This is a genomic window from Chryseobacterium soldanellicola (assembly GCF_900100115.1).
In the GTDB taxonomy this organism is placed as follows: domain Bacteria; phylum Bacteroidota; class Bacteroidia; order Flavobacteriales; family Weeksellaceae; genus Chryseobacterium; species Chryseobacterium soldanellicola.
This window is the reverse complement of sequence record NZ_FNKL01000002.1, coordinates 571,147-595,657: the sequence shown is the minus strand read 5'-3', so window position 1 is coordinate 595,657 and position 24,511 is coordinate 571,147. Positions and strand designations below refer to the sequence as shown.

26 protein-coding genes and 2 tRNA genes are annotated in these 24,511 nt (G+C 35.1%); 13 read left to right on the top strand and 15 right to left on the bottom strand.

Translation table 11 applies throughout. The features are described 5' to 3' along the window. Positions 1-100: 100 nt before the first annotated feature. Positions 101-628, top strand: coding sequence for a hypothetical protein (locus tag BLT04_RS07580; protein WP_089755180.1), 528 nt, complete (start codon positions 101-103; stop codon positions 626-628). Between the two features lie 160 nt (positions 629-788). On the opposite strand, the gene BLT04_RS07575 is transcribed toward BLT04_RS07580, so the two are convergent. Then, positions 789-3,317, bottom strand: a complete 2,529-nt coding sequence (locus BLT04_RS07575; protein ID WP_089755179.1) for an ATP-dependent Clp protease ATP-binding subunit — start codon at positions 3,315-3,317, stop codon at positions 789-791. Between the two features lie 152 nt (positions 3,318-3,469). On the opposite strand from BLT04_RS07575, the gene BLT04_RS07570 reads away from it, so the two are divergent. The 5 genes from BLT04_RS07570 (at position 3,470) to BLT04_RS07550 (ending at position 7,203) form a co-directional block, all read left to right on the top strand. Further along, on the top strand, positions 3,470-3,694 hold the full coding sequence (locus BLT04_RS07570; protein WP_089755178.1) for a uroporphyrinogen decarboxylase: 225 nt from the start codon (positions 3,470-3,472) through the stop codon (positions 3,692-3,694). Next, positions 3,694-4,812, top strand: coding sequence for a glycosyltransferase (locus BLT04_RS07565; RefSeq protein WP_089755177.1), 1,119 nt, complete (start codon positions 3,694-3,696; stop codon positions 4,810-4,812). Before BLT04_RS07570 ends, BLT04_RS07565 begins: the two co-directional genes overlap by 1 nt. Before the next feature lie 98 nt (positions 4,813-4,910). Continuing rightward, on the top strand, positions 4,911-5,330 hold the full coding sequence (locus BLT04_RS07560) for a SufE family protein (protein WP_089755176.1): 420 nt from the start codon (positions 4,911-4,913) through the stop codon (positions 5,328-5,330). Between the two features lie 2 nt (positions 5,331-5,332). Further along, positions 5,333-6,298, top strand: coding sequence for a glycosyltransferase family 9 protein (locus BLT04_RS07555; protein WP_228421921.1), 966 nt, complete (start codon positions 5,333-5,335; stop codon positions 6,296-6,298). Positions 6,299-6,303: 5 nt separating this feature from the next. After that, the gene (locus BLT04_RS07550) at positions 6,304-7,203 is read left to right on the top strand and encodes a glycosyltransferase family 2 protein (RefSeq protein ID WP_089755555.1); all 900 of its coding nucleotides are present in this window, start codon (positions 6,304-6,306) and stop codon (positions 7,201-7,203) included. 10 nt (positions 7,204-7,213) lie between these two features. Here the strand turns inward: BLT04_RS07550 and BLT04_RS07545 are convergent, their stop codons facing one another. From BLT04_RS07545 to BLT04_RS07505, 9 genes are all read right to left on the bottom strand, one after another. Continuing rightward, positions 7,214-7,666 (bottom strand): hypothetical protein, encoded by a 453-nt coding sequence (locus BLT04_RS07545; protein WP_089755175.1) that lies wholly within the window; start codon positions 7,664-7,666, stop codon positions 7,214-7,216. A 6-nt stretch (positions 7,667-7,672) separates the two neighbouring features. Next, on the bottom strand, positions 7,673-8,467 hold the full coding sequence (locus tag BLT04_RS07540) for a hypothetical protein (RefSeq protein WP_228421920.1): 795 nt from the start codon (positions 8,465-8,467) through the stop codon (positions 7,673-7,675). 6 nt (positions 8,468-8,473) lie between these two features. After that, positions 8,474-9,088: a hypothetical protein gene (locus BLT04_RS07535; protein WP_139166219.1), complete on the bottom strand. Its 615-nt coding sequence runs from the start codon at positions 9,086-9,088 to the stop codon at positions 8,474-8,476. Continuing rightward, on the bottom strand, positions 9,072-11,774 hold the full coding sequence (locus BLT04_RS07530; protein WP_089755172.1) for a hypothetical protein: 2,703 nt from the start codon (positions 11,772-11,774) through the stop codon (positions 9,072-9,074). Before BLT04_RS07530 ends, BLT04_RS07535 begins: the two co-directional genes overlap by 17 nt. Positions 11,775-11,777: 3 nt before the next feature. Beyond that, positions 11,778-12,245 (bottom strand): DUF4280 domain-containing protein, encoded by a 468-nt coding sequence (locus BLT04_RS07525; RefSeq protein ID WP_089755171.1) that lies wholly within the window; start codon positions 12,243-12,245, stop codon positions 11,778-11,780. Between the two features lie 54 nt (positions 12,246-12,299). Continuing rightward, a complete protein-coding gene (locus tag BLT04_RS07520; protein WP_089755170.1) occupies positions 12,300-13,280 on the bottom strand; it encodes a hypothetical protein in 981 nt (326 codons plus the stop codon). A gap of 121 nt (positions 13,281-13,401) precedes the next feature. Then, positions 13,402-13,476 (bottom strand) — tRNA-Val (locus BLT04_RS07515). Between the two features lie 37 nt (positions 13,477-13,513). Continuing rightward, a tRNA-Val gene (locus BLT04_RS07510) sits at positions 13,514-13,588 on the bottom strand. Between the two features lie 40 nt (positions 13,589-13,628). Beyond that, complete coding sequence (locus tag BLT04_RS07505; RefSeq protein ID WP_089755169.1) at positions 13,629-14,873, bottom strand: bifunctional folylpolyglutamate synthase/dihydrofolate synthase; 1,245 nt, start codon at positions 14,871-14,873, stop codon at positions 13,629-13,631. Positions 14,874-14,971: 98 nt separating this feature from the next. Here BLT04_RS07505 and BLT04_RS07500 point away from each other — a divergent pair, with 98 nt between their 5' ends. Genes BLT04_RS07500 through BLT04_RS07480 form a run of 5 tightly spaced genes read left to right on the top strand, consistent with a single transcriptional unit; the run spans position 14,972 to position 19,172 of the window. Continuing rightward, the gene (locus tag BLT04_RS07500) at positions 14,972-16,285 is read left to right on the top strand and encodes a TolC family protein (RefSeq protein ID WP_089755168.1); all 1,314 of its coding nucleotides are present in this window, start codon (positions 14,972-14,974) and stop codon (positions 16,283-16,285) included. A 1-nt stretch (position 16,286) separates the two neighbouring features. Then, positions 16,287-16,877, top strand: a complete 591-nt coding sequence (locus tag BLT04_RS07495; RefSeq protein WP_089755167.1) for a SprT-like domain-containing protein — start codon at positions 16,287-16,289, stop codon at positions 16,875-16,877. Between the two features lie 2 nt (positions 16,878-16,879). Then, complete coding sequence (locus BLT04_RS07490; protein WP_228421919.1) at positions 16,880-17,962, top strand: mannose-1-phosphate guanylyltransferase; 1,083 nt, start codon at positions 16,880-16,882, stop codon at positions 17,960-17,962. Positions 17,963-17,995: 33 nt separating this feature from the next. After that, positions 17,996-18,670, top strand: coding sequence for a hypothetical protein (locus tag BLT04_RS07485; RefSeq protein ID WP_089755166.1), 675 nt, complete (start codon positions 17,996-17,998; stop codon positions 18,668-18,670). Continuing rightward, positions 18,627-19,172 (top strand): GNAT family N-acetyltransferase, encoded by a 546-nt coding sequence (locus tag BLT04_RS07480; protein WP_089755165.1) that lies wholly within the window; start codon positions 18,627-18,629, stop codon positions 19,170-19,172. The genes BLT04_RS07485 and BLT04_RS07480 overlap by 44 nt, the downstream gene beginning before the upstream one ends. Positions 19,173-19,356: 184 nt before the next feature. Here BLT04_RS07480 and bcp read toward each other — a convergent pair whose 3' ends face one another. Then, positions 19,357-19,806, bottom strand: a complete 450-nt coding sequence (gene bcp / locus BLT04_RS07475; RefSeq protein ID WP_089755164.1) for a thioredoxin-dependent thiol peroxidase — start codon at positions 19,804-19,806, stop codon at positions 19,357-19,359. A gap of 32 nt (positions 19,807-19,838) precedes the next feature. Here bcp and BLT04_RS07470 point away from each other — a divergent pair, with 32 nt between their 5' ends. Beyond that, complete coding sequence (locus tag BLT04_RS07470; protein WP_089755163.1) at positions 19,839-20,465, top strand: endonuclease III domain-containing protein; 627 nt, start codon at positions 19,839-19,841, stop codon at positions 20,463-20,465. Positions 20,466-20,536: 71 nt separating this feature from the next. On the opposite strand, the gene BLT04_RS07465 is transcribed toward BLT04_RS07470, so the two are convergent. The 4 genes from BLT04_RS07465 to BLT04_RS07450 form a co-directional block, all read right to left on the bottom strand. Further along, positions 20,537-20,983: a DinB family protein gene (locus tag BLT04_RS07465; protein ID WP_089755162.1), complete on the bottom strand. Its 447-nt coding sequence runs from the start codon at positions 20,981-20,983 to the stop codon at positions 20,537-20,539. Positions 20,984-20,986: 3 nt separating this feature from the next. After that, complete coding sequence (locus tag BLT04_RS07460) at positions 20,987-21,622, bottom strand: DUF6438 domain-containing protein (RefSeq protein ID WP_089755161.1); 636 nt, start codon at positions 21,620-21,622, stop codon at positions 20,987-20,989. Further along, positions 21,616-21,891 (bottom strand): hypothetical protein, encoded by a 276-nt coding sequence (locus tag BLT04_RS07455; protein WP_089755160.1) that lies wholly within the window; start codon positions 21,889-21,891, stop codon positions 21,616-21,618. The genes BLT04_RS07460 and BLT04_RS07455 overlap by 7 nt, the downstream gene beginning before the upstream one ends. 84 nt (positions 21,892-21,975) lie before the next feature. Further along, positions 21,976-23,772, bottom strand: a complete 1,797-nt coding sequence (locus BLT04_RS07450) for a DUF885 domain-containing protein (protein ID WP_089755159.1) — start codon at positions 23,770-23,772, stop codon at positions 21,976-21,978. Positions 23,773-23,938: 166 nt separating this feature from the next. Here BLT04_RS07450 and BLT04_RS07445 point away from each other — a divergent pair, with 166 nt between their 5' ends. Then, positions 23,939-24,400, top strand: a complete 462-nt coding sequence (locus BLT04_RS07445; RefSeq protein ID WP_089755158.1) for a hypothetical protein — start codon at positions 23,939-23,941, stop codon at positions 24,398-24,400. The last annotated feature ends 111 nt before the right edge of the window (positions 24,401-24,511 follow it).

The following is a 24,511-nucleotide window of genomic DNA, read 5'->3' as shown; positions in this document are numbered from 1 at the left end:
TACGAGACTCTTAACGGGAGCTCTTAGTTGACGCGGCAAAAATACAACTAAATAAATTCGGAAAAAAACCATAATTTTAAACATTGATAAAAACGATATTATGAAAAAAATTATTTTCCCTTTACTGCTGATGCTTTCAGGATCAGTATTTTCCCAGGTTTCTATGGGTACAACACCAGAAACGAATAATAAATGGACTTTCGGAGGCGGAATCGGTGTTGGATTCGGAAGCCAGAACTCATTTTATTTGCAAGCTTCTCCTAAGGTTGGCTACAGGCTTACAGACGATTTAGAAGTGGGTGTTGTAGGAAGTGTTTCTTGGCAAACCTCTGATTATTACAGATCAACTATGTTTGGCGTTGGTCCGTTTGTGAATTATTATTTTGCGAGATCTTTTTATGTTGGAGCTAATCTCCAGCAATATTTTATCAACTTTAAAGATAAATTTTACGATTATAAAACAAATGAGCAGGAAACTGCTTTATATCTGGGCGGAGGCTATATGCAGAGAATCGGGACTCATTCTTTTATGCAGATCGGTTTAATGTATAATGTTTTGTATAAAGAAAATTCCAGTGTTTTTTCCAGTGGCCTGATCCCGAGTATTGGTTTTGTGGTGGGACTTTAATTATAAATTTTTTCTTCATAGATTATAGAGAAATTTGCGTTTAAATTTAGACCAATTTTATATACGATGCAGATCATATCTTTAGCAAAAACTTAAATAAAAACAAAAAAAGCACCGAGAAAATTCCCGGTGCTTTTATTATTAAATTATTTATTCAAGATTAAGAAGATTTTTCAACCGTCTTTTTAGTTTTTGAAGCTTTTCCGGTTAAGCCGTCTTTTGCTTCATTTACATCTAAAATGATTGTTTCTCCTTCATTTAATTGCTTGTTTACCAACATTTCTGCCAATAAATCTTCAATGTACTTCTGGATAGCTCGTTTTAGTGGTCTTGCACCAAAGTCTTTATCCCAACCTTTCTCAGAAATAAAGTCTTTTGCTTCTTCAGTTAAGTCAACTTTATAACCTAATTTTTCAAGTCGGCTGTACAATTTGTTTAATTCAAGATCAATGATTCTCTTGATATCTTCTTTCTCAAGAGAGTTAAAGATCACAATATCATCAATTCTGTTTAAGAATTCTGGGGCAAATGCTTTTTTAAGGGCGTTTTCAATTGTACTTCTTGCTCTTGTGTCTGAACCGGTTTTCTTAGCCGAAGTTCCGAATCCTACACCGTCACCAAAGTCTTTAATATCTCTGGTTCCGATGTTTGAAGTAAGGATAATGATTGTATTTCTAAAATCAATTTTTCTTCCTAAACTGTCCGTAACATGACCTTCATCTAAAATCTGCAACAAGATATTGAATACATCAGGGTGAGCTTTTTCAATCTCATCCAAAAGAACCACAGCATAAGGTTTTCTTCTCACAGCTTCTGTTAATTGACCGCCTTCTTCGTATCCAACGTATCCCGGAGGGGCTCCAACCAATCTTGAAACCGCAAATTTTTCCATGTATTCACTCATATCAATTCTGATCAAAGCTTCATCAGAATCGAATAATTCTCTTGCCATTACTTTTGCAAGCTCAGTTTTACCAACTCCGGTTGTACCTAAGAAGATAAACGTTCCGATCGGACGGTTCGGATCTTTCAATCCGGCTCTGTTTCTTTGAATTGCTTTCACAACTTTTTTCACAGCGTCTTCCTGACCGATCACTTTGCCATTCAGCTTTTCGTCCATCTGAGCTAATTTATCAAGCTCGTTTTTACCAACTTTCGTTACAGGAACGCCACTCATCATAGAAACCACCTCCGCAACATTTTCTTCGGTTACGGTTTCTTTTTTCTCTTTTACATCTTTGTCCCATTTATCCTGAGCAGAATTCAGTTCCATCTGAAGGCGTTCTTCTTCATCTTTAAGCTTTCTGGCTTCAAGATAATCCTGAGCTTTTACAGCTTTCTGCTTCATTTCTTTGATGTCTTCGATTTTCTTTTCAAAATCAATGATTTCGGTAGGAACTTTCATGTTTTTAATATAAACACGGGATCCTGCTTCATCCATCGCATCAATCGCTTTGTCCGGTAAGAAACGGTCTGTAATATACCTTGCTGTCAAATTGACACAAGCTAAAATCGCTTCTTCAGTATAAACAACATTGTGGTGTTCCTCATACTTATCTTTAATTTGGTTCAGAATCTGAATGGTTTCATCAATAGAAGTAGGCTCCACCATTACCTTTTGGAATCTTCTTTCTAAAGCGCCGTCTTTTTCGATATACTGACGGTATTCATCAAGAGTTGTGGCACCAATACATTGAATTTCACCTCTTGCCAAGGCTGGTTTAAACATATTCGACGCATCTAAGCTTCCTGTTGAACTTCCCGCGCCAACAATAGTGTGAAGCTCATCTATGAATAAGATAACATCTCTGTTTTTCTCCAGCTCGGTCATGATGGCCTTCATTCTTTCCTCAAACTGACCACGGTATTTCGTCCCTGCAACAAGGCTCGCGAGATCCAAAGTGATTACTCTTTTTCCAAAAAGAACTCTTGAAACTTTTTTCTGTTGAATTCTTAACGCTAACCCTTCAGCGATGGCAGATTTACCAACACCCGGCTCACCGATAAGCAACGGATTGTTTTTCTTCCTTCTTGATAAAATCTGAGAAACCCTCTCAATTTCTTTTTCACGACCGATCACGGGGTCTAATTTCCCGTCTCTGGCTAAAGAAGTTAAGTCTCTGCCGAAGTTATCCAAAGTCGGAGTTTTACTTTTTCCGGAGCCTAAATTTCCTGTAGGCTTTCTCATCTGCTCAAATTCCTCTCTTTCATCATCATCGTCATAAGCGCTCATTTGTGGCGCCTGTCCGGAATTTTTAAGCATTGTCTGATACTCTTTTGAAACTCCTTCATAGTCAATATCATAAGCTCCTAAAATACTTGAAGTAGGGTCCTCATATTTGTAAAGAATGCCTAAAAGCAGATGAACGGTATTAATCTCATTGCTTTTATATTGTCTGCATTCCAGCTCAGCACGTTTGATTGCATGATCTGCCATCTTCGTGAATGAAATATTAGTAACCTCCTCAGAAATAGGATTTAGACTTGCTGTATTTAGAGTTTCAATTTTTCTTCTGATTTGTGTTAAATCCGCATTAAGGTTTTGAAGGATTTCTTTTGCAGAGTTTTCCGTTTTTATAATACCTAAAAGTAGATGTTCTGTATTAAGAAATTCACTTTTCAGCCGTTTAGCTTCGCTTTTGCTTTGTTTGAACACCTGGCTCAAACCTTGTGAAAACTTATAATCCATAATATATCTCATTAGAATAAAAGCAACATTGCCATTTATTCATTATCTAAATTACAAATATTTTACCAAAAACCAATAAATGACTTTATGGCAGAAAAAATTTTATTATCTTATTGAAAATGATTAAGTTTGTTATCGTTAAATTTTCCCTCATGACTCCCGAAACGGCTACTTATATCGGATATTCCGCCTCACTTTTTATAGTGTTGAGCTTTATACTGAAAGAGGTAAGAAAAATCAGAATCGTTAATATGATAGGCTGTATCTGTTTTGTCATTTATGGCATCTTCAGCGGAATGCTTTGGCCGGTTATCATCCCAAACGCATTGATCTGCTTTATACAAATTTACCACTTATTGGCTGACAAAAAGGGATAATGGAGAAGAAAAAAATAATTACATCGGCTTTCAGCAATCTATATACGGATCAGCGTATTGAAAAGGTTTGCAGGACGTTACATGATAACGGATATGAAATAGAATTAATAGGAAACGACTGGAATGGGGCAGAAAAAATGTCGCGGCCGTACCCTTTTTTAAGAATACAATTAATTTCAAAAAGCTTAAAAACCGCTTATTTTGAATTCAACTGGAAATTATACCTCGAATTAAAGAAAAAAGCCGACCAAAACACGATTCTTCATGCCAATGATCTGGATACGCTGCTTCCGAACTATTTAATAGCAAAAAAATTAAATATTCCCCTGATTTTTGACAGTCATGAAATCTTTTCCGAAATGCCGGCAATTCAGGGCAAAATGTCACAAAAACTGTGGCGATATCTTGAAAAAAGGCTGGTTCCCAAAATAAAATTCATGATTACAGCAAGCGGAAGCTATGCAAATTGGTTTCAAAAAAAGTATAATGTTGATCCGATTGTTGTTCAAAACGCACCCAGAAAATTAGATTTTACTATTGAAATTCCGGAAAATAATCCAAAAATAGTTCTCTATCAAGGTGCAATCAATCCTTTCCGCGGGATTGATAAAGCTATTCTGGCAATGCATCATCTTGACAACGTAATTTTAAAAATCGCAGGCGACGGGCCGAGAAAAAAAGAATACCAAGAATTAGCTATTAAAGAAAATCTTCAGCATAAAGTTCATTTTTTAGGAAAATTACTTCCTGAAGATCTAAGAAAAATCACAGTAACAGTTGATTGCGGGATGAGCATCGAAGAAAATGGGGGCGAGAGCTATTTTTATTCTCTGCCAAATAAAGTTTTGGACTGCATTCAGGCGCGAGTTCCTTTAATTTTATCTAATCTTCCTGAAATGCAAAAGATTAAGGGTCAATTTGATATCGGAGAAATTATTAAAGATCACCAGCCGGAAAACATTGCCCAATCGATACGTTTAGTTTTAAATAAAGGAAGAAAAAAATATCTGCCCGAGCTTGAAAAAGCCTCAAAACAACTTTGCTGGGAAAATGAAGAAGTGAAATTACTGCAGGTTTTTGAAAAAGCATCAAATTTTGCGATAGGCTTTAAAAAGTAAGCTATAAGCAAATTGTAATAATTGAATATCTGGCCTACTGCTTATTGCTTCAAGCCTAAAGCATAAATTAGTATCTTTGCAGAAAGAAAGTAAAGAAAATGACCATTAAAGAAAAACAGCAGGAACTCATCGATGAATTTGCCTTTCTTGACGATTGGGAACAGAAATATGAATATATTATCGATCTTGGAAAAGAGCTGAAAGGCCTTCCGGAAGATAAGAAGAAAGAAGAAAATCTGATTAAAGGATGCCAAAGTAAAGTCTGGATCGATGCTGAATTTAAAGATGGAAAATTATTTTTCGATGCTGATTCCGACGGTATTTTGCCAAAAGGAATCGTTTCTTTGCTGGTAAGCATTTACAGCGGCCATTCTACACAGGAGATTTTAGATTCTGATTTCGAATTTATTTCTGAAATCGGGCTGCAGGAATTTCTTTCCCCATCCAGAGCCAATGGTTTGATGGCAATGACAAAACAGATCAAATTTTATGCAGTTGCTTATCAATTGAAGTCGTAATTGTGACAAGAATTTTAGCATACCGCTTTTCCGCGTTTGGTGATGTCGCAATGACAGCACCCGTTTTCCGTGAGTTTCTGGAACAAAATCCCGATGTGGAAATTGTGATGGTTTCCAGAAGTAATTTTGAGAGCTTATTTGCTGATATTCCGAATGTTATATTCAAAGGAATCAACTTAGATGATTATAAAGGTTTTTTTGGTTTAACAAGACTTGCCAACGAATTAGTTAAAGAATTTAACCCGGATTTGATCGCTAATCTCCATGATGTGATCAGGACCAAAATTTTAGATAAAATTTACCGGCGAAAAGGACTTAAAGTATTCAAAATCAACAAGGGAAAAGAAGAAAAAGAACACCTGACCGATATCTGGAATTTAAATAAAATTCAGTTAAGAAAAACAGTTGAGCGTTATGCAGATGTTTTTCGCGAAATGGGCTTTAAAGTTGAGCTTTCGCATCAATTGAGACCTGTTTCACAACAAAAATCAGGGATTGGTTTTGCACCGTTTGCCCAACATCGGGGAAAAATGCTTCCTTTGGAAAAGTCTTATGAATTGGTAAGAGTTTTAGCTAAAAAGCATACAGTATATTTTTTCGGTGGTGGAAAAAAAGAAACTGAAACCCTGGAAAAATGGGCAATGGAAATCCCAAATACCTATAGCTTATCAGGAAAATTAAGCCTAAGCGAAGAATTAAAAAAAATCTCCGAATTAGAATTAATGATTTCTATGGATTCTGCAAATATGCATTTGGCGAGCTTAATGGGCACCAGATGTGTTTCAATTTGGGGTTCTACACATCCTTATGCAGGGTTTTTAGGATTCGGACAAAGTGAAAACGATGCTGTTCAGGTAAAAGATCTCACTTGCAGGCCGTGCTCGGTTTTTGGTGATAAAGAATGTTTCCGTGGTGACTGGGCGTGTCTGGAAGAGCTTGATATTCAGAAAATTATTGATAAAATTTAATGCAAATGAAGCTTTCAATCTGTATTCCGGTCTATAATTTTGATATTCGAGAATTAATTTTTGATTTAAAAAAAGAAATTGAAAATAATAAGATCAATGCAGAAATTATCCTGATTGATGATGCTTCCAATGAAAGTTTTAAACAAATCAATACGGAACTTCAAAAAGACGTCGAAGAGTTTATTTTCCTGGAAAAAAACATAGGAAGAGCCCAGATCCGTAATCTTTTTACCTATTATTCTAAAGGGGATTATCTGCTTTTTTTGGATTGCGACGGTAAAATTATCGATGAGAATTTTTTAAAGAACTATCTTAAATTTATAGAAAAAAATCCTGAAACATTGGTAATCTATGGCGGAAGAAAAGTTTCTGATGAACCTTCTGATGAGAGCCATTTTTTAAGATGGAAATTTGCTGTAGAAAGAGAGAATTTACCGGTGAATTTGCGATGCGAAAAGCCTTATTTAAGCTTTCAGACAAATAATTTTGTGATTAAAAGTGAAGTGCTGCAAAAAGTGCATTTCAATCCAGAATTTCAAAGATATGGCTACGAAGATCTGCTTTTTGCCATGGATCTGAAGTCAGAAAATATTACAATTGATCACATTGAAAATCCCGTTTTTAATAATGATCTTGAGGAAAACAAAATCTACCTGGGAAAAGTAGAGGAGTCCGTTGAAAGTCTTGCAAAAATGCTTAAAAGTGATAAATTAAGTCCGAAAATTGCTGAGGTGAAGCTTGTAAAAGCGTATAATCAATTGAGCAGAGCTTCTTTGAAAACGCTTTTCATCATTTCTTTTGGATTAAAAAAAGACAGTATTAAAAAGATGCTTTTAAAAGGAAATGTCAATCTCCGTTACCTCGATTTATACAAGCTTGGGCTGCTTCTGGAAATTATGAAGTAAAAAGTCTTAATTAGCGTAAAATATTATGTTTCTTCAAAACTTCGGCTAAGCCTAATTTATTTTTACTGTAAATTAATTTTATCCCTTTTATTGTAAAGCCATTATCTGTTTCCCTCCATAAAAGGCTTCCTTCTAAATCATTTGAAATCATTACATTATCTAAATTATCAGCCAGGATTTTTAATAAGGTATTTACTTCCTTTTCTTCAAAGTGGGTTTTAATTTCGTTTGAATTTTTATTGAAAGTTTTAAAAGCAGAAAACACCAATTTATTGATAAACGTTTCAGATTTTGCTTCAGTAATAATGGGTAAAGTAGTGAAAATGAAAACCTTGAAGCGTCCTCTTTCCTGAGCACTAAAAATAATGACATCATCAATAGAATCCAGCCGGATTTTCTGTGCTGTAAAAGAATTTTCTATAACAAGATCATTGTTTTTAAGATAAATTGTAAAGAAATCCATAGTAAATTATCTGATTAATGAAAGATTATCTTCTCCTCTTTTGCGGTGAAAAAGAGCGAGTTCTGTAATGACCATTCCTTCGTTATTTTCGAAAACAAAACCACAGGGCTGATCATTGATTTTCAGGCCGATAACTTGGTTTTTATCGCCGTAAAAATGCAGGGAATATTCTGAAAAATCAATCTTTTGAACGTCTTGTCTTGAAGAATTCAAGATCGTTTTCTTTCTTGCTTCTTTTTCTTCTTCATTGAGGTAGAATGCTGTTGTTATTTCTTCGAAACGGATGCCATTCAAAGCGTTATATTTATCAGTTTCTCTGTTTTTTATGATTTGATGAAAATTTTCATAGTAATCTTCAAGTTCCTTTAAAATTCCATCTTTCACGGGATTTTTGCCGTTTACGTAATCAGAAAAGCTAAAAGAATTTTTCCAGCCTTCTAAAACGTAGGGAATTTCTGCTTCAAAAAAATCTCCCGTCGTGTACATCTGCGTATCTTTTTCCTCAAAAGAAATCGGAATTTGCTGTTTTACAACCTGTTTAGGAACCGAGAAATCAAAGGCATCTCTTACCGTGATTTTCAGTTCGATTGAAGCGTGTCTGCTGATTTGCTCTTCGTGCTCAAAACAGTTGGCTTTTATGGTGAAAAACTGCTTTCCGGAGTTTAAAATATATGAATTGATGGGCCAGTCAACCGCCATTCCGCCTTCTTTATAATGGTCAAAACAAGGAATATCGTTGATCAGTAATTCTGCCTGACAATTTCTTACCTGCAATTCTGCAAGATAGAAAGGGTTTTTCATGATTAATTATTTTTTAGTGTAATTTTTTAAGCAAATGTCTTCTCCTACAAATACTTTTTCTAAAGGAAATTTATCGCAACTGAAATTTTTATTCACAATAGAAATATTGTAAACATTATCTCCTTCAAAAGAGGAATAAGTAAACTGAATAATTTTCTCCGGAGCTTCCCAACGGTAAACAGTAGGGTTTTCGTATAGCTGATTGATATTTACTTTATAGTTTTTAAATTGATTATCAATGTTTTGGATGATCTTGTCTTTGATGTCCTCTTTTGAAACAAATGACGTAGAAATTCCGATCATTTTGTTGTCTTTGCTTATCTTAAAATCATATTTATATTTACTGATATCAATATTTCCCAGCGAAACTTTGATCCCCTGATTTTCTTTTTTGCTTACAATATAATTATAAGCAATATCGGAAGAATTATCATCTTTTATGGACGTTTTATAGTATTTATTTTTTCCAAAAAGAGTATTGACATCTTCTTTGAAAGTGATGTTTTGTATATCAAAATTGGTGCTTCCTAATGTTTTTGGGTTTTCTTTTTCCTGTGATTTACAGCTATAAATGGATAAAACGAATAGTATAGCGAATAAAAACTTACTTTTTTTCTTCAATATATATTTTTCCTGAATCATAAATTGGATCTTTTGGTTCTTCAATTATGGTAAAAACTTGTTGGTGAGTCGGTTTGAAATCAATTCTTCTGTTGCTGATCAATTCGCTGACCACGATTGTCATTTTTGCGCCTTTGAAATTTACGGTTGATTTTTCATAATATTTTCCCGGACCTTTATCAAATCCCCATTCTTTCTCAAACGTCAAAGATGTTGCCACATTTCCTTCGACTTTCCATTTTTCGACTTCAGAGGCTTCGGTAACGCCGTTTCTCGTGGTAGTGGGAATCAAAACGACTTCATTACTTTTACACCCTGCACGGAGGGTAACGCCCGGTTCCACCCACATTTTTTGCTTTCCGCGGTTGGAAAATCCGTCAACTCGATTATAAGATAAGCTTAAATCTGCTTTTACGGGCAGTGAAACTTCAAAAGTAATGTAAAGGTCTGATTTTGAAAGCCATTCGATGAACTGAATGATCCAGCTGATCACTCTTCCGATTGGTCCTAAAAATTTAATTAAAGGAACGAGATCAACTGCAATTGTTAAACCAATTAAAGGATCTGCTTTTAATCCGCCGGTGTAAATCGGAACAATTTCGTTCGTGCTTGCTTTTCCGAATTTCCAGCCTAATGCAAAGCCTATGTTTGGAGGATCGATGGCAAAATCTACCTCAATTACCCTTCTGGATTGCGCTAAACTAGGCGTTCCGTCGCTGTGGCTCGGATTAAAAACTTCAAGATATTGCCTCGTCATATTGAAAGCTCCGACGGCCGTGTCGATGACTTTTTTAATGCTTTCGATACCTATTTCGTGCTCTTTTCCGTTTTCGACGGCTTTGGCTTTTAAAACCCAGCCTAAATTGGAAGTTTGCGTGCCTTCAATATTGAGTTCGCTTTTTAGATATCTGAAATTATAGTTTTGATGATAACCGTTTAATCTTTCTCTTGAATATTTAATTTTCCCTGAATATCCTTTACCGACAGTCACCATAAATGCAACTTCCCATTCTATATCGGGATATACTTTGATTTTAGCAATCTGATTGGGATAACGGCACGTACTGATCGGGACAAAATAATTTTGCGCCATATCATCAGAAAGAATGAAATAATTAAACAGCCACAACATATTTGTAACCTGCGCAGGATATTTATTGATTTTGCCGTCAAGAAATGTTTTGTTATAAAAATATTTAGGCATTACGATCATCTTGCTGTCACCTTCAAACTTATAATCTACACCCGATTGCCATTGCTGAATCTGAGAAGGATTGTAAGATTTATCTGATTTTGAGACATCATAATCTGTTTTATTTTCTTTTGTTGTGGCAATTCCTGCATTTTTTTGCTGCTGGTTGTGTGTAGAATCTTCCTGTGTGGGAAAACCGTCTTTATTTCTTATTGCCGCAATTACTTTTTCAACCTGAAAAACATTGGTCTGGGTTGTATGTTTCTGACCTTCATCCAACAATAAACCCTGGCAAAAAACGTCTTTTGTCGTCAGTTTATCTAATGTAATAGAGATTTTTTTTCTTGAATCTCCGGCTGTAATGCCAAAAATCTGTGAAGTTCTGTCGAGATTTGCATCATCTTCATCGAAAATTACCAAAGGCGTTCTGTCGCCGTCATTTTCATCTTTTATGGTAATTTTTGAATATCCGCAAGGATCATATTCCTTTTTGAGATATTTGATGTCACCAATATATTGAATCTGATTATTTTTTTCATTTTCGAATTGTGCTAAAAGCGAGCTCATCGAATTATATGGCACCAAAAGCTCTCTGGAATTATCATAAACCCACTTTCCGTGTTCCATTCTCATCCAGTCGGCAGTGGCTTTTTCAGAATCATACTGACCGGAATCGCGAACGGCATCGGCTGAAATTAAAACCGGAGCCGTAAACCCGATCGAACCTTTTAATCTTAAATAAAATTTTTCGTCAAGCTGTTGCCCGTTATGATTTTTCTGCCATTCCGGATCGATGAGAAAACGTAGGCTTTTTCTCGCATTATATTGAAATGAGCCGGGAGTAAGGATCTCCACATTTTTTTGTACAGCAACAGCTTTTCCTTTATTAATAAGCTCTACATCAAACACAAATTTGTCTGATCTGTTCTCAAAATTGGGTAACAAATGGGTGTAAACTTCTACGTCAACTGTCTGACCGTACGTTGCCTTTTTCTCATTGTTTTCCAACGGAATATAGCCATGTTCGGGAAATTTAAAATGGCAATACAAGACCTGAGGCTTGTCTAAGCCCACAATTCTTAAATATTCAACCCCTTCCGTTTCCGGAAAAGCAGTGTAAGGAATTAAAAGATGAATAACTCCAATATTTCCGACACTTGTTTTAACATCTCCGACATTAATGACTTTGTTGTTGCCTTCAAGAATTTTATGGTCTTTATTTTCAGTCGTTAAGGTCTGAAAAAATTCACTTGGCCGAAGTTGCGGATATAATTGTTTAAAATCCGTCCACACATGTTCTCTTATCAAAAACCATTTTACGCCACTGATGGTCGTTTCCGGATTTTTGGTGTTGGGACCGAGACACGTTTTATCTAAATAAACGGTAACCGAATTTTGGGAATGCCCCAATTCTATAATGGTTCCCGTTCCGTATTTTTTGACGTTTTGCTTTGGCTCTTTAATGAGAGCTTTTTTAATACCTGCTGTTCCCATCGTCTAAAAAATAGATTTATAAGCTTCCTGAGAATAGTTTTTCATGTCAATCACGGGATTTACATGAGATTGAAGCTCATTATCGGAATTTTTGATATTTTTTTGTGAAGGTTCGCCGATCTGGCCGGTTTTTAGAATGATAATGCAGTCTTTTCCTCCAATCGGGCAGGTTGCTTTGCTGTCCTCCACCAAAATATAGCCGTCTGGCGGTGAATATTTTTCTTTTTCATAATATCCGCTCCATTCCGTAACAATGGCGGTGCAGGGCTTGTTGTTTTGTTTTTTACACGATCCGAAAGTGTTTTTTTCGAAAGTTGCACCTATATCTTTGTGAGTGGCAGCCAATTTTTCGCTGCCGTTAAGATCGTTTATATAATATCGTTGCTGGGTAAGTACCTTTAATGTATCCGGTGTAGTACCAAACTGACATTGGCACAAGGCTCCCTGTACTACTTTTTCTTTTATGGACATATTAATAAAATTTGTGTGGTGTGTAAATTTAGTGTTTTTTATTCAAATTGGTTTTTACCAGTCGTTTTCATACTTATTTTTATAAAATCCCCATTTATTAGGCTCGGAAACAACAAGTCCACCAGTGATAAAAGGACTGTCCAGGCTTAATTTCATTTGTTTAAATTCTTCCGTCTTTTGCTGGAATTGGGTGTATTTTATTCTTTTAATGAAAGCCTTATTTCCAAGGAGATCTTTTGAGAAAACTTCAAAATCTGCGCGGATATGCATCGGGAAATGATGATATACATCGAGGTCAAAAACGACTTTTAAAGTCATAAAATATCTCGAAGGATCATGATTTTTAGGAATAAAATAGGAATGTGCGGGTTGTTCCTCGCTTTCAAATTCTATGATGAAAGAATGATAATCTGTAGGGATCTTATTGATTTTCTGAACCCCTGAAAATCTCAACGGAAACTGATAGGGGATAACGGATAAAAACATAACTGTTTCTGCCTTTCTTGTTTCTCCGTAATCGATAAATTTTGGATGAAAAAAAAGGTTCCAGAACCAGTCGAATTGTAAATTTTCCTCTAATCCGTTTTTATCATTAATTTTTTTATCAGCGGCGAGAAAGAAATCATCTAACGATTTGCTGTTGTATTTTTCAAGAATAATGGCTTTTTCTTTTTCCCAACGCTGTTTGATGTCTTCATGATTGAGAATTTCGTTTGTGGACAATCCTTTTTCGTTAAGATGAGTTTTAATAGGATAAAATGCTTTAGAAACAGTGTTTCCTAAAATTTCATTCATCCCATCCGGCTCGTGCTGATTGAAAAAAGTATTTTCTTTGTGAATCGTTAAAATACCTTTATGACTGTCAAGCTGTAAATCTGTAGTGATTTCATAATCGATTCTTTTAGAGGGAGTTTGCTCACTGCCGGAAAAATATTTCACGGAAACACCATATTTTCTGGGTTTTAGTCCTGAAGGTTTTATCCGAATGGTATTTAATCTTCGTAATATTTCTTTTTTCGACATTATAATGTCCATAGCAAAATCATTTTAATCATTCAGCAATAATTTGATGGTCAAATTTAATAATTTGTTTATAAAAGATTAAAAGATTTTTGGGATATAACAAAAAAATCTCCCAATGCATTGAGAGATTTTGTGGGCCCTGAGGGATTCGAACCCCCGACCCTCTGGGTGTAAACCAGATGCTCTGAACCAACTGAGCTAAGAGCCCTGAAATTTTTTTAAAAGGCTTCAGTTACCTTTCTCTGTGGGCCCTGAGGGATTCGAACCCCCGACCCTCTGGGTGTAAACCAGATGCTCTGAACCAACTGAGCTAAGAGCCCCACTTACGATTTCTCGTTTTGAGTGGTGCAAATATACGACTTATTTGGAACTCTCCAAATTTTTTTCTAAAAATTCTCCGACAACAAAGTTGCTTCCGCCGATAAAAATCATTTCTTCATTTCTACATTGTTGTTTTGCAGAAAGATACGCTTCCTGCACGGAATCAAAAATTTTATAAGAAATTTTTGCCCCGATCAGCAAATCTTCATAATCTTTCGGGTGTCTGCCCCTGTTGATAGAGGGTTTTGCAAAATAAAATTCTGAATTTTCAGGGAGTAAATTCATCACCTCATCTATCTTTTTATCGTTTACAAAACCTAAAATAACGTGTTTATGTTTGTCAATTGCGTTTAATTGAGCAAAAACAAATTCCAGTCCGGCCTGGTTGTGTCCCGTGTCGCAAATCGTTAATGGATTTTTTGAAAATTCAAACCAGCGACCGATGAAATTGGTGTTTTTATGAACATGTAAAAGTCCGTTTTCTATATTTTTATCGGAAATATTGACATTTAATTTTTTTAATTCTTCAATTAAAGCTAAAACAACTCTGATATTTTTTTGCTGATAATTTCCTTTTAAATCAGATTCTAAATGAGCTTCAAGCAAAGTAGCATCAATAAACGGAGCGTTTTCGCGGGTGGCTTTTTCTTTAATGATATTTTTTACAACATCAGTTTCGTCTCCGGAAACAATTGGAGTGTTATTTTTAATAATTCCTGCTTTTTCTGCGGCAATTTCTTCAATCGTATCTCCTAAAATATTTTGATGATCAAGCTGAACATTGGTAATGGCTGCAACCAGAGGTTTAATGATATTCGTTGAATCCAGTCTTCCGCCCAAACCGACTTCGATAATTGCAAAATCTACATTTTGCTGGTAGAAATATTCAAAAGCCATAATCGTTGTAAATTCAAAAAAAGAAGGAAGAATATCTTCGGGAAGCGTTTTAAGTTTTTGGATAAAATTAAAGACAAATTCTTTATCACAATTCTCACCGTTTACTTTTATACGTTCCGTAAAATCAATGAGATGCGGTGAGTTATATAAACCTATTTTATAACCGGATTCCTGAAGAATTGAAGCCAGCATATTGCTTGAAGAACCTTTTCCGTTGGTACCTCCGATGTGGATGCATTTTATTTTTTCCTGCGGATTTCCGAAGAAATCACAAAGCTTAATGATATTGTCTAAACCTGGCTTATAAGCCTTCTGTCCGTCGATCTGATAATTGGGAGCCTGAATGAAAAGCCAGTCTACGGCTTCCTGATATTGTCCATTTGTCATGATACAAAATTGTCAAAAGTTTTATTAAAATAAAATATTAATTTTTAAAAACTGTAACTTTTTTATATTTGGCTCGTCTAATATGATAAAATATTAATATGAGAAAAGTTTTGATTATTGTTTTGGGATTATCTTATCTGGGCTTAAGCGCTCAGAAAAAGTGGTCTCTGAGGGAATGTGTAGACTATGCCGTGAAGCATAACCTGCAGGTTATCCAAAATGAATATTCGAAACAAATTCAGGATTCTAATTTAAAAATTGCTAAAAAGAATTATTTGCCATCTGTTTCTGCAAGTGTGGGAAATACGGTGAGTTTCGGACAGGCTTCGTTGGGAACGGGAAGCATCAGGAACGACCGGTTTAGTAATAATGCTAATCTTGGAGGTGATATTTTGGTTTACAATAACGGGAGATTAGAAAAAACGGTTCGTAAGACAGAATTTGATGTTGAAGCAAGTCAATATGATATCGAAACCATTAAAAATGATATCTCTCTACAAATCGCTCAGCAGTATTTAACGACATTGCTGAACAAAGAAATTGTGAAAATTTCTCAAGCAGCGGTAGAAAATGCCCAAAAACAAGCCGACAGAGCAAAAATAACAACTCAGGTTGGAACTACAGCTCAAACGATCTTGGCAGAAGCTGATGCTGGGTTGGCAAGAGAAAGGCAAAACCTTAAAACTGCTGAAATTAATGTAGGAAGAAGTTTATTTGCACTGGCACAACTTTTACAATTAGAAGAATATAAAGATTTTGATGTTGAAAATGTAGATATTCCGGATCAGCTGGCTCCTCAGCTGAAATCTGTAGAAGAAGTCTTAACAACAGCTTATGAATCTCAGCCTCAAATAAAAGCAGCACAAAGCAGAATTAAATCTGCGGAAGCTCAGACAGAAGTAACTAAAACAGCATTTTGGCCAACAATAACGGCAAGTGCAGGCATAGGAAGTTTTTATAATAACTTATTGAATGCACAAGATGAAAGAGTTTTCTTTCCGCAATATAAAGACAATTTTGGACAAAATGCGGGAGTTTCTATCAATATTCCGATTTTTAATAAAGGAATTACTAAGCTTCAGGTTGAGCAATCCAGAATTAATGAAAATATTGCTAAAACTACTTTAGAACAACAAAAACAGACCGTAAGACAAAATGTGCAAAAGGCTCAGTTTGATGTAGATGCGAATTATGAAATATATTTAGCTTCTGTAGAAGCTGAGAAAAGTACAAAATTGGCTTTAGACTTTGCAGATAAAAGTTATGCGGCCGGAAGAACAACAATTTACGATGTAAATGTTGCGAGAAATAATTATGCAAACGCACAAGGTTCTGTGGCTCAGGCTAAATACAATTACTTATTCAGTTTAAAATTATTGAATTTCTATGCGGGAATTCCATTAAGTTTGTAAAATGTCTATTCATTCATTAGAAAAATATTTACCACAAAACACGCTTCAGTATTTAAAAACCTGGTTTGCAGATTATTATATTCACATAAAAGTCTCACGAAACAGGAATTCCAAGCTGGGAGATTATAGAAAACTCCCGGATCATTCTCATGAGATTACGATAAATTCCACCTTGGTACCACAACTTTTTTTCTTTGTGCTTACCCACGAGCTGGCACATTTGATTGCCTTCGAAAAATACGGCAGAAGGATTTCTCCACACGGCAACGAATGGAAAGAAACCTTCAGACAAATGCTTTTGCAAAGTCTTGATGTGTATGAAGAAGAGCTGAGACCGATTATTGTAAAATTTTCAAAATCTCCGAAGGCTAATTTCATGGCAAGCCCTGATTTGGTTAAATATTTTCATATTGAAAAACAAGATGATACCCTCCAGTTTATTGAAGAACTGAAAAAAGGGGAATATTTTCTCTATAGAAATGAAAAGTATTTATTAGAAGGTCTGATTAAAAAAAACTATCTTTGTAAGAACCTGGCTACGGGAAGGAAGTATTCTTTCAAGCCTTTGGCAAGGGTGCAAAAATGTAGTTAAACATGTCAAGATCAGATAAATACTGTGTAATTATGGCAGGAGGAATCGGTAGTAGATTCTGGCCTATGAGCACACAGAAATTTCCAAAACAATTTCAGGATATTTTAGGAACCGGGCGCACAATGATTCAGCAGACCTATGATAGAATCAGCAAGATCATTCCTAACGAAAATATCTTTGTGATTACCAATAAAGAGTATGTATCACTTTCTCATCAGCAATTGCCGGAAATTCCGGAAGAAAATGTGATTGGCGAGCCGATGGCCAAAAATACCTCTGCCTGTAATCTTTACATGGCAAATAAAATTGCCGAAATTGATCCGAATGCGACTATGATCGTGCTTCCTGCAGATCATTTGATCCTTAAGGAAGATATTTTCCTGCAAAAAGTTGAGCTGGCTTTTGACCTTGCTGCGAAGAATGATTACCTGGTTACTTTGGGAATTACACCGACAAGGCCTGATACAGGGTACGGATATATTCAGTTTGTTGAAAAGAAAGACTCATCTTATTTTAAGATAAAGACTTTTACCGAAAAGCCAATGCTGGAGCTCGCGCAAAGCTTTTTAGAAAGCGGTGATTTCCTTTGGAATGCAGGAATTTTTATCTGGAGTGTAAAATCTATTCATCACGCTTTTGAGACCCATCTCCCTGAGATGACACAACATTTTAAGGCCTGTGAATACAATGCCGAAAGCGAACAGAGCTGTATCGAAATTATTTATCCTAAAGTTCAGAAAATCTCCATTGACAACGGGATTTTAGAAAAAGCGAAAAATGTTTACGTTATTCCTTCGGATTTAGGATGGAGCGATCTCGGAACGTGGACTTCGGTGTACGAAAATGCAGAAAAAGACGAAAACAGCAATGCGATTAATCAAAAATACCTTTTAACATACAATTCCGAAGGAAATATCGTTCATATTAAAAATAATAATAAAATGGTTGTCATCGATGGTCTTAAGGATTATATTGTTGTGGATACCGACAAAGTTCTTCTTATCTGCCCAAGAGAGCACGACCAGCTGATAAAAGATTACGTTCTTGATCTTAAAAACTTCAAGAAAGGTGAAAAATTCATGTAAATAATTGGTATGCTTTCTGCAAGCTTTAGAATTATGAAAAAAATTATAACGAAACTCAGCTTACTGATTATCTTTACTTTAGGGATCTCAGTTTTTGCTCAGGAAAAAAAACAGTTTTCAAGTATTTCTAATGTTTTAAAGAGAATTATTCCCAGTGATGATGTTGATTTTTGGGTCCTGAATTACAACCAATACGGCAAAGATCAGGAGATTAAAATTTCAGGTACCAAGAAAGACTATACGCCTCAGTTTTCAGGATTTGACATGTTTCCGGATGAAGACAGCTTTTATTACATCGTTTATTCAAAAGGAGGAAAAATCAATTATGTAACAGATTTAACCGGGTTAAAAACCTTTATCGGAAAACTGGATAACGCGGAAGAAGCAGCTATTTCTGCAACTATTGACGGATATATGATTGATGAAGAATTTAAGGATGTTGCAGGAAATTATTTTGATGATAAAAACAATTATTATCTTGAAATGGGAAAGCTGACCTCAAAAGAATGCCCCTATCAGAAAACCCATTACGTTTTGGCGGTCAATAAAGCTTCCGGAAAAATTACTGATGTAGAAGATAACGGGCCGTATATTGAGCTTTACAATAAAAAGTGTACCAATAATCCGAGGCTTTTAAAAATCGAGAAAAAAGAAGAACCAAAAGATGAGCCTAAAAAAAAACCAGCCAAATCCACAAAACGAAAATAATTTTTACGAAACTGAAAGATTAATCATCCGTCCCATGTCATTGGATGATGCCGAATTTATTTTCGATCTTTATAACAGACCAAAATTCATAGAATTCATTGGTGACCGCAGTATTAAAACAATTGGCGACGCTGAAGATTATATTAAAAACAGGTTTTTGCCGCAATTTGAAAAATTAGGTTTCGGGAATTATTTAATGGTTACAAAAGAAGGAAATCACAAAATCGGCGGCGTAGGAATTTTTGAACGTGAAGGATTGGATATTGTCGATATCGGGTTTTCTCTTTTGGAAGAATTTGAAGGAAAAGGATACGCTTACGAAGCTGCAGTTAAAGTAAAATCAATCGGAATGGATGATTTTGGGTTAAAAAAGATCTCTGCAATTACTTCGAAAGACAATTTTTCTTCACAAAAATTAATCGAAAAATTAGGTTTAAAATTCATAAAACACGTAACTCTTCCAAACGATGAAGAGGAATTGATGTATTATGAAACGGAATAATTTTCCACAATATTTGTCATTCTGACGAAGGAAGAATCTCTAAAATTAATGCTTTAAATATAAGTTTTGGCTAAAGCCTTGTTGATTTTTTTAATTGAAAAACGGGCTAAAGCCCGTTCCTATTGATTTTATAAAATATAATTCAGAGATTTTTCCTTCGTCAGAAGGACAAAAGCAATATATCTTATCCTTCCAAAATCTGCTCAGCCGCCGTTTTTGAAGTTACTTTTTCAATTACTCTTTCGCAAATTCCTTTTTCATCAAAAATAAAAGTAGTTCTTACAATTCCCATATAGGTTTTTCCAAACGTCTTTTTCTCCTGCCAAACCCCGAATTTTTCAATAATATCGTGATTTTCATCAGCGATCAGATCATACGGAAATGCAAATTTACTATGAAAATTTTTCTGCTTTTTTACAGAATCTCCGCTTATTCCCAATAGCTGAAATCCTGCTTTTTCCAGTTTAGAATAATTATCACTCAGATTACAGGCTTCAACAGTGCATGTTGGAGTGTTGGCTTGAGGATAAAAGAAGATCACTAATTTTTTTCCGATTAACTTTGATGAAGTTACCGTTTCTCCATCTTGATTTATTCCTTCAAATTCTGGTAATTTGTCTCCAATTGTAAGCATAATGTTTAATTTTGCTCAAATTTAGTTCTTACATGACAAAAAAACAAAGAGCTGAGCTCGTTCAGGTCGAATTAGAAAAATTATATCCGGAAGTTCCTATTCCGTTAGAACATACCGATCCTTATACTTTAATGGTTGCTGTGGCACTTTCTGCGCAGACAACGGATAAAAAAGTGAATCAGGTTACGCCTAATCTTTTCAAAGTGGCCGGAACGCCGGAAAAAATGGCAAAATTGGAGGTTTCAGAAATCAAAGAATTAATCAAAGAAATCGGACTTTCAAATACAAAAGCCAAAAACCTGAAAAGAATGGCAGAGCTTTTACTGGAAAGGCATAATGGTGTTGTACCTCAGACTTACGAGGAACTGGAAGCGTTGCCCGGAGTTGGTCACAAAACAGCTTCTGTGGTAATGAGCCAGGGCTTTGGATTTCCTGCTTTTCCGGTTGATACGCACATTCACAGGCTAATGACGCAATGGAGGCTTACTTCAGGAAAAAACGTTGTAGAAACAGAGAAAGACGCGAAAAGCATCTGGCCGGAAAGAGTCTGGAATAAGCTTCACCTTCAGATTATTTTCTACGGAAGAGAATATTCTCCCGCAAGAGGAAAAGGGGAGAAAGATTTTATTACAAAAATGATGTTCGACAAACAAGAATAAGAATAAAAGTTGCAAATTTCCCCTCATTGAGAGGGGATTAGCGAAAATTTAAAGATTTTTGACGAATATTATTACACGTCCAGCAACCTTCTGTGATAATTGATCTGTCCTAGATGATATTCCAAATGACCGATCAGATGAATCAGGAAATATTCGGTGGTCATTTTATATCCTAAAGGTTCGATAGGATAGTCTTTTTCCAGGTCTTCTTTATTAAGTTGATCTAACGTTTTGATTACGGTCTTTAATGTTTCATCGATTTTTTCAAGCAACTCTGCTCGTGGAACGCCTTTTAATGAAAATTCCAGTTCCCTGTTTCTGACGTATCCCGAATTTCCGAGAACGGCTCCGAAAAAATGACTGAGGTTTCCCACCAAATGAAGACAAAGATTTCCGGCAGAATTTGAAATGTTATTTTCAATTACCCAAAGCGTTTCTTCGTTTTTATAAGCTTGAATTTCTGTTTTTAATGTATTTAAATCTCTTGTGTAGAGAGATTTTAGACTTTCTGTTATCATTTTTTATAGTTTTGTCCATTGTTGATTTAGCTTCAAATCAATTAATATATCATAAAGCTTTCGTAGTCCTCTGGTGCCCATGCCTCCGTTATCACTTATGTTTTTTACTTTTAAATTGTCATAAGTTACTTTAAGACGTGTAGTTGCAGCATCAGAATAACCTACTTCGTATTCATCCTTAAGATTTTCAAAATCGATATAATTAAGTAAATCTACAATTTCTTTAAATTTTTCCATTGAAAGTTTTGATGTGTAAACACCAGATCTTAAAAAACCATCGTCTTTGGTAACCCATATTATATCTCTGTTAGATACTATTTCCATTTTTAAAACGTAGCTATTCCAGTACGAGCCTGAAGTTTCAAATTGCATTTCTAAAATATTATGCCTTTTTGGGTTTGTATTTTCCTCAATAAATCCTTCATACTTATAAATGAGTTTTTCTTTAATTAAATTGCTTAAATAGCCTTGTCTGTTAAGAATTTTCACACTGTAATATTCTATTGTATTATCTTTTACTGAAGAAAATGAACATTGCTCATAAAGTTTTCCTTTGCTAATATTTTTAGATTCAAAATGATCTCCTTTGTCTAAAATATATATGGTTTCATTTCCTTCCGAAGTATGTCCGGTTACCAAAAGATCTGTCCGCCCGTTATTGTCAAATCTGCTTTTTCCCAGTTTTGTTTTAAATCAAGACTGTCAGCAATTACTTGACAATACCAATCATAATTTATTTTATCTTCAACATTTAAGTAATTACTTATTTTATTACGATCATTTTGGATAAATTCTTCGACCTCTTTTGCGGAGGTCAATGAATCAATTCTATTGAATACCCTTTTACTTTGGCTGTAAAATAAAGACAGGCAAAAAGAGAAGATTAGTACAGAGAAAATTTTTTTCATATTTATGTTTATAAATAAAAAACGAAGCAATTATTAAACCGCTCCGTTAAAATTATTAGATTTTTGAATCTCTTTTAAAATTTTTTATTTCTGCTTCTTTGCCCAAAGCTCCATTTTTCTGTTCAAAACATCCAAAGGAAGACAGCCCTGGCTCAAAACTTCATCATGAAATTTCGCCAGACTGAATTTTTTTCCAAGCTGTTTTTGATATTGCTCTCTTAGTTCACGGATTCTTAATGACCCGATTTTATAGCCCAAAGCCTGTCCGGGCATCGCCATATATCTTTCCACTTCGGCTGTGGCTCCGGCTTCGTCGTAAGCGATATTGTTTAAGAAATATTTAATAGCTTCTTCTCTTGTCATTTTTCCGGTGTGCAAACCGGTGTCGACAACCAGTCTTACGGCTCTCAACATTTGATCGCTTAAATATCCCATTTTTTGATAAGGATCTGTATACAACCCGAATTCCGGGCCTAAAGTTTCGCAGTAATGCGCCCAGCCTTCACCGTACGCTCCAAACCAGCCAAATCGCATGAATTTCGGAAGCTTTGTGTTTTCCTGCTGCAAAGAAACCTGATAATGATGCCCCGGAATTGCTTCATGCAGGAAAAGAGACTCCATTCCTGAGGTTACATTAAATTTTGCAGGATCGGGAAGTGGGCAATAGAAAATTCCCGGTCTTTTTCCGTCTGGAGTTCCCTGGATATATTCTGCGCTCGCGCTCGCTTCTCTGAATTTTTCGGTTTGTCTGATCTCAAATTTCGTCTTCGGTGTTACGCTGAACATTGTTTTCAGCTTTGGCTTTATTTTAGCTAAAATCCCATTGAATCCGGCCAAAACTTCTTTTGATGTTTTGTAAGGCATCGCTTTCGGATCGGTTTTTACGAAATTAATAAACTCTTCCAATGTTCCTGTAAAGCCGACCTGCTGTTTTACTTTTTCCATTTCTCCTCGAAGCATCGCAACCTGTTGAAGTCCGATTTTATTGATTTCTTCAGGAGATTTATTGGTTGTTGTCCAGCTTTTCGCATAATATTTATAGATTTCGCTTCCGTTCGGGAGGCTGTTGTAACCGTCTGTATCTCTTCCTTTTGGTAGATATTCTTTCTCTAAAAAGTTACCCATTTTGATATAAGCCGGAATGATTTTTTTAGAAATAGCTTCCTGATAAAGTTTTGTAAATTTATCTTTTTGAGCCTGTGTAAAATCTTTTGGGAATTTTTCAATCGGTCCGTAGAAAATATTTTTTTCAAAATCAGGAGTGATAATTTCTTCGGCTTTCATTTGAGGAATCATTTTTACGATCAGTTTTTTAGGCAAAACCACTTTATTATTGATTCCTTCTTTGAAATTTTCTATCGCAGCGTCCATCCATAAAGGAAATTTATCCATTCTTTTTAACCAGTCTTCGTAATCTTTTTCTGTGTTAAAAGGCTGGCTTCCCTGTCCGCTCCCGTACAACGGGAAATTTAACGGCAATCCTCCAAATTGGGTGAAAGGAATATATTCCGGATGGTAAGTGTATGCCTCAATTTTATCTTTTAAAGTATAATCCAAAACATCATAAACCACTTTATCATCGTCAGAAAGATCTTTATAATCAACATTTTCCAATTGTTTCTGAACAGAATTATAAAAAGCAACCTCGCCTGATATAAAATCTTTGTCAATGTTGATGGGAAGCTGGTCATTATACCTTAAATCCCCTTGCGAAGTTGCATCAAGAGGATATAATTTTAAATATTGCTCATAATAATTAGCGGCAATAGAATCCAGATTTGTAGGAGTAACTTTCGTTAAAGGAGAATCGGACTTTTTGCAGGAAATCAGGCTCACAGCGAAGCCTAAACCTATGATGCTTTTAATTAAAAGGTTTTTCATTTTCGGAATCTTTAAAAAACAAAAGTAGATAATTAAAAAACAAGATGGTAAAGATCTGGGATTTTAGCAAAAATAATTTTCAAAATATTTTTCACATTCAATCTATTTTTTATCTTTGCTGAAAACGTTTAACAATCATATTATTACAGCTCTTTTTTAAGAAATAATGAAAGGGATTTTAAAAATTTACCATCCGGACGAAACGCTGACATACAATATAAGAAATACTTATTGTAAAGCGGTTTACAGTAACCAGGAACATTTTCTTGAGGTTGAAATCATTACGGATGATGGTTTGGATCATGTTGAAGATGATTCATTACAGTACAATTTTCCGCAGCTTTCTCTGGAAATTTTCGATTTTCCGATCGATTCCCGGGAAATTGAAGGGAAATCAATATTGATCAATGATTCCGATGAGGAAACCTATACAGAAGTGGATCTTTTTGACGATGAAGAAGCTTTTATTTACGATAATGAGCTTCAATTCGAAAAAAATGAAAACGATGTCCTGCAAGTAATCTGGAAAGGAAACATTGATGATTTCTACACAGGGTCAGACACGCCGATCCCATTTAGATTAAAATGCGAATTTAAACAAGACGAGATTGTTGTAGACGAAGAATAAACTTCTTCGCTCAATATTTTTATAGAAATTTCTTTTCAAATTCTTTTTGGAGAGAAATTTGCTGTTTGCAATACCATAACATAATTTTAAGTTGTTTTTAAGCAATTTTTA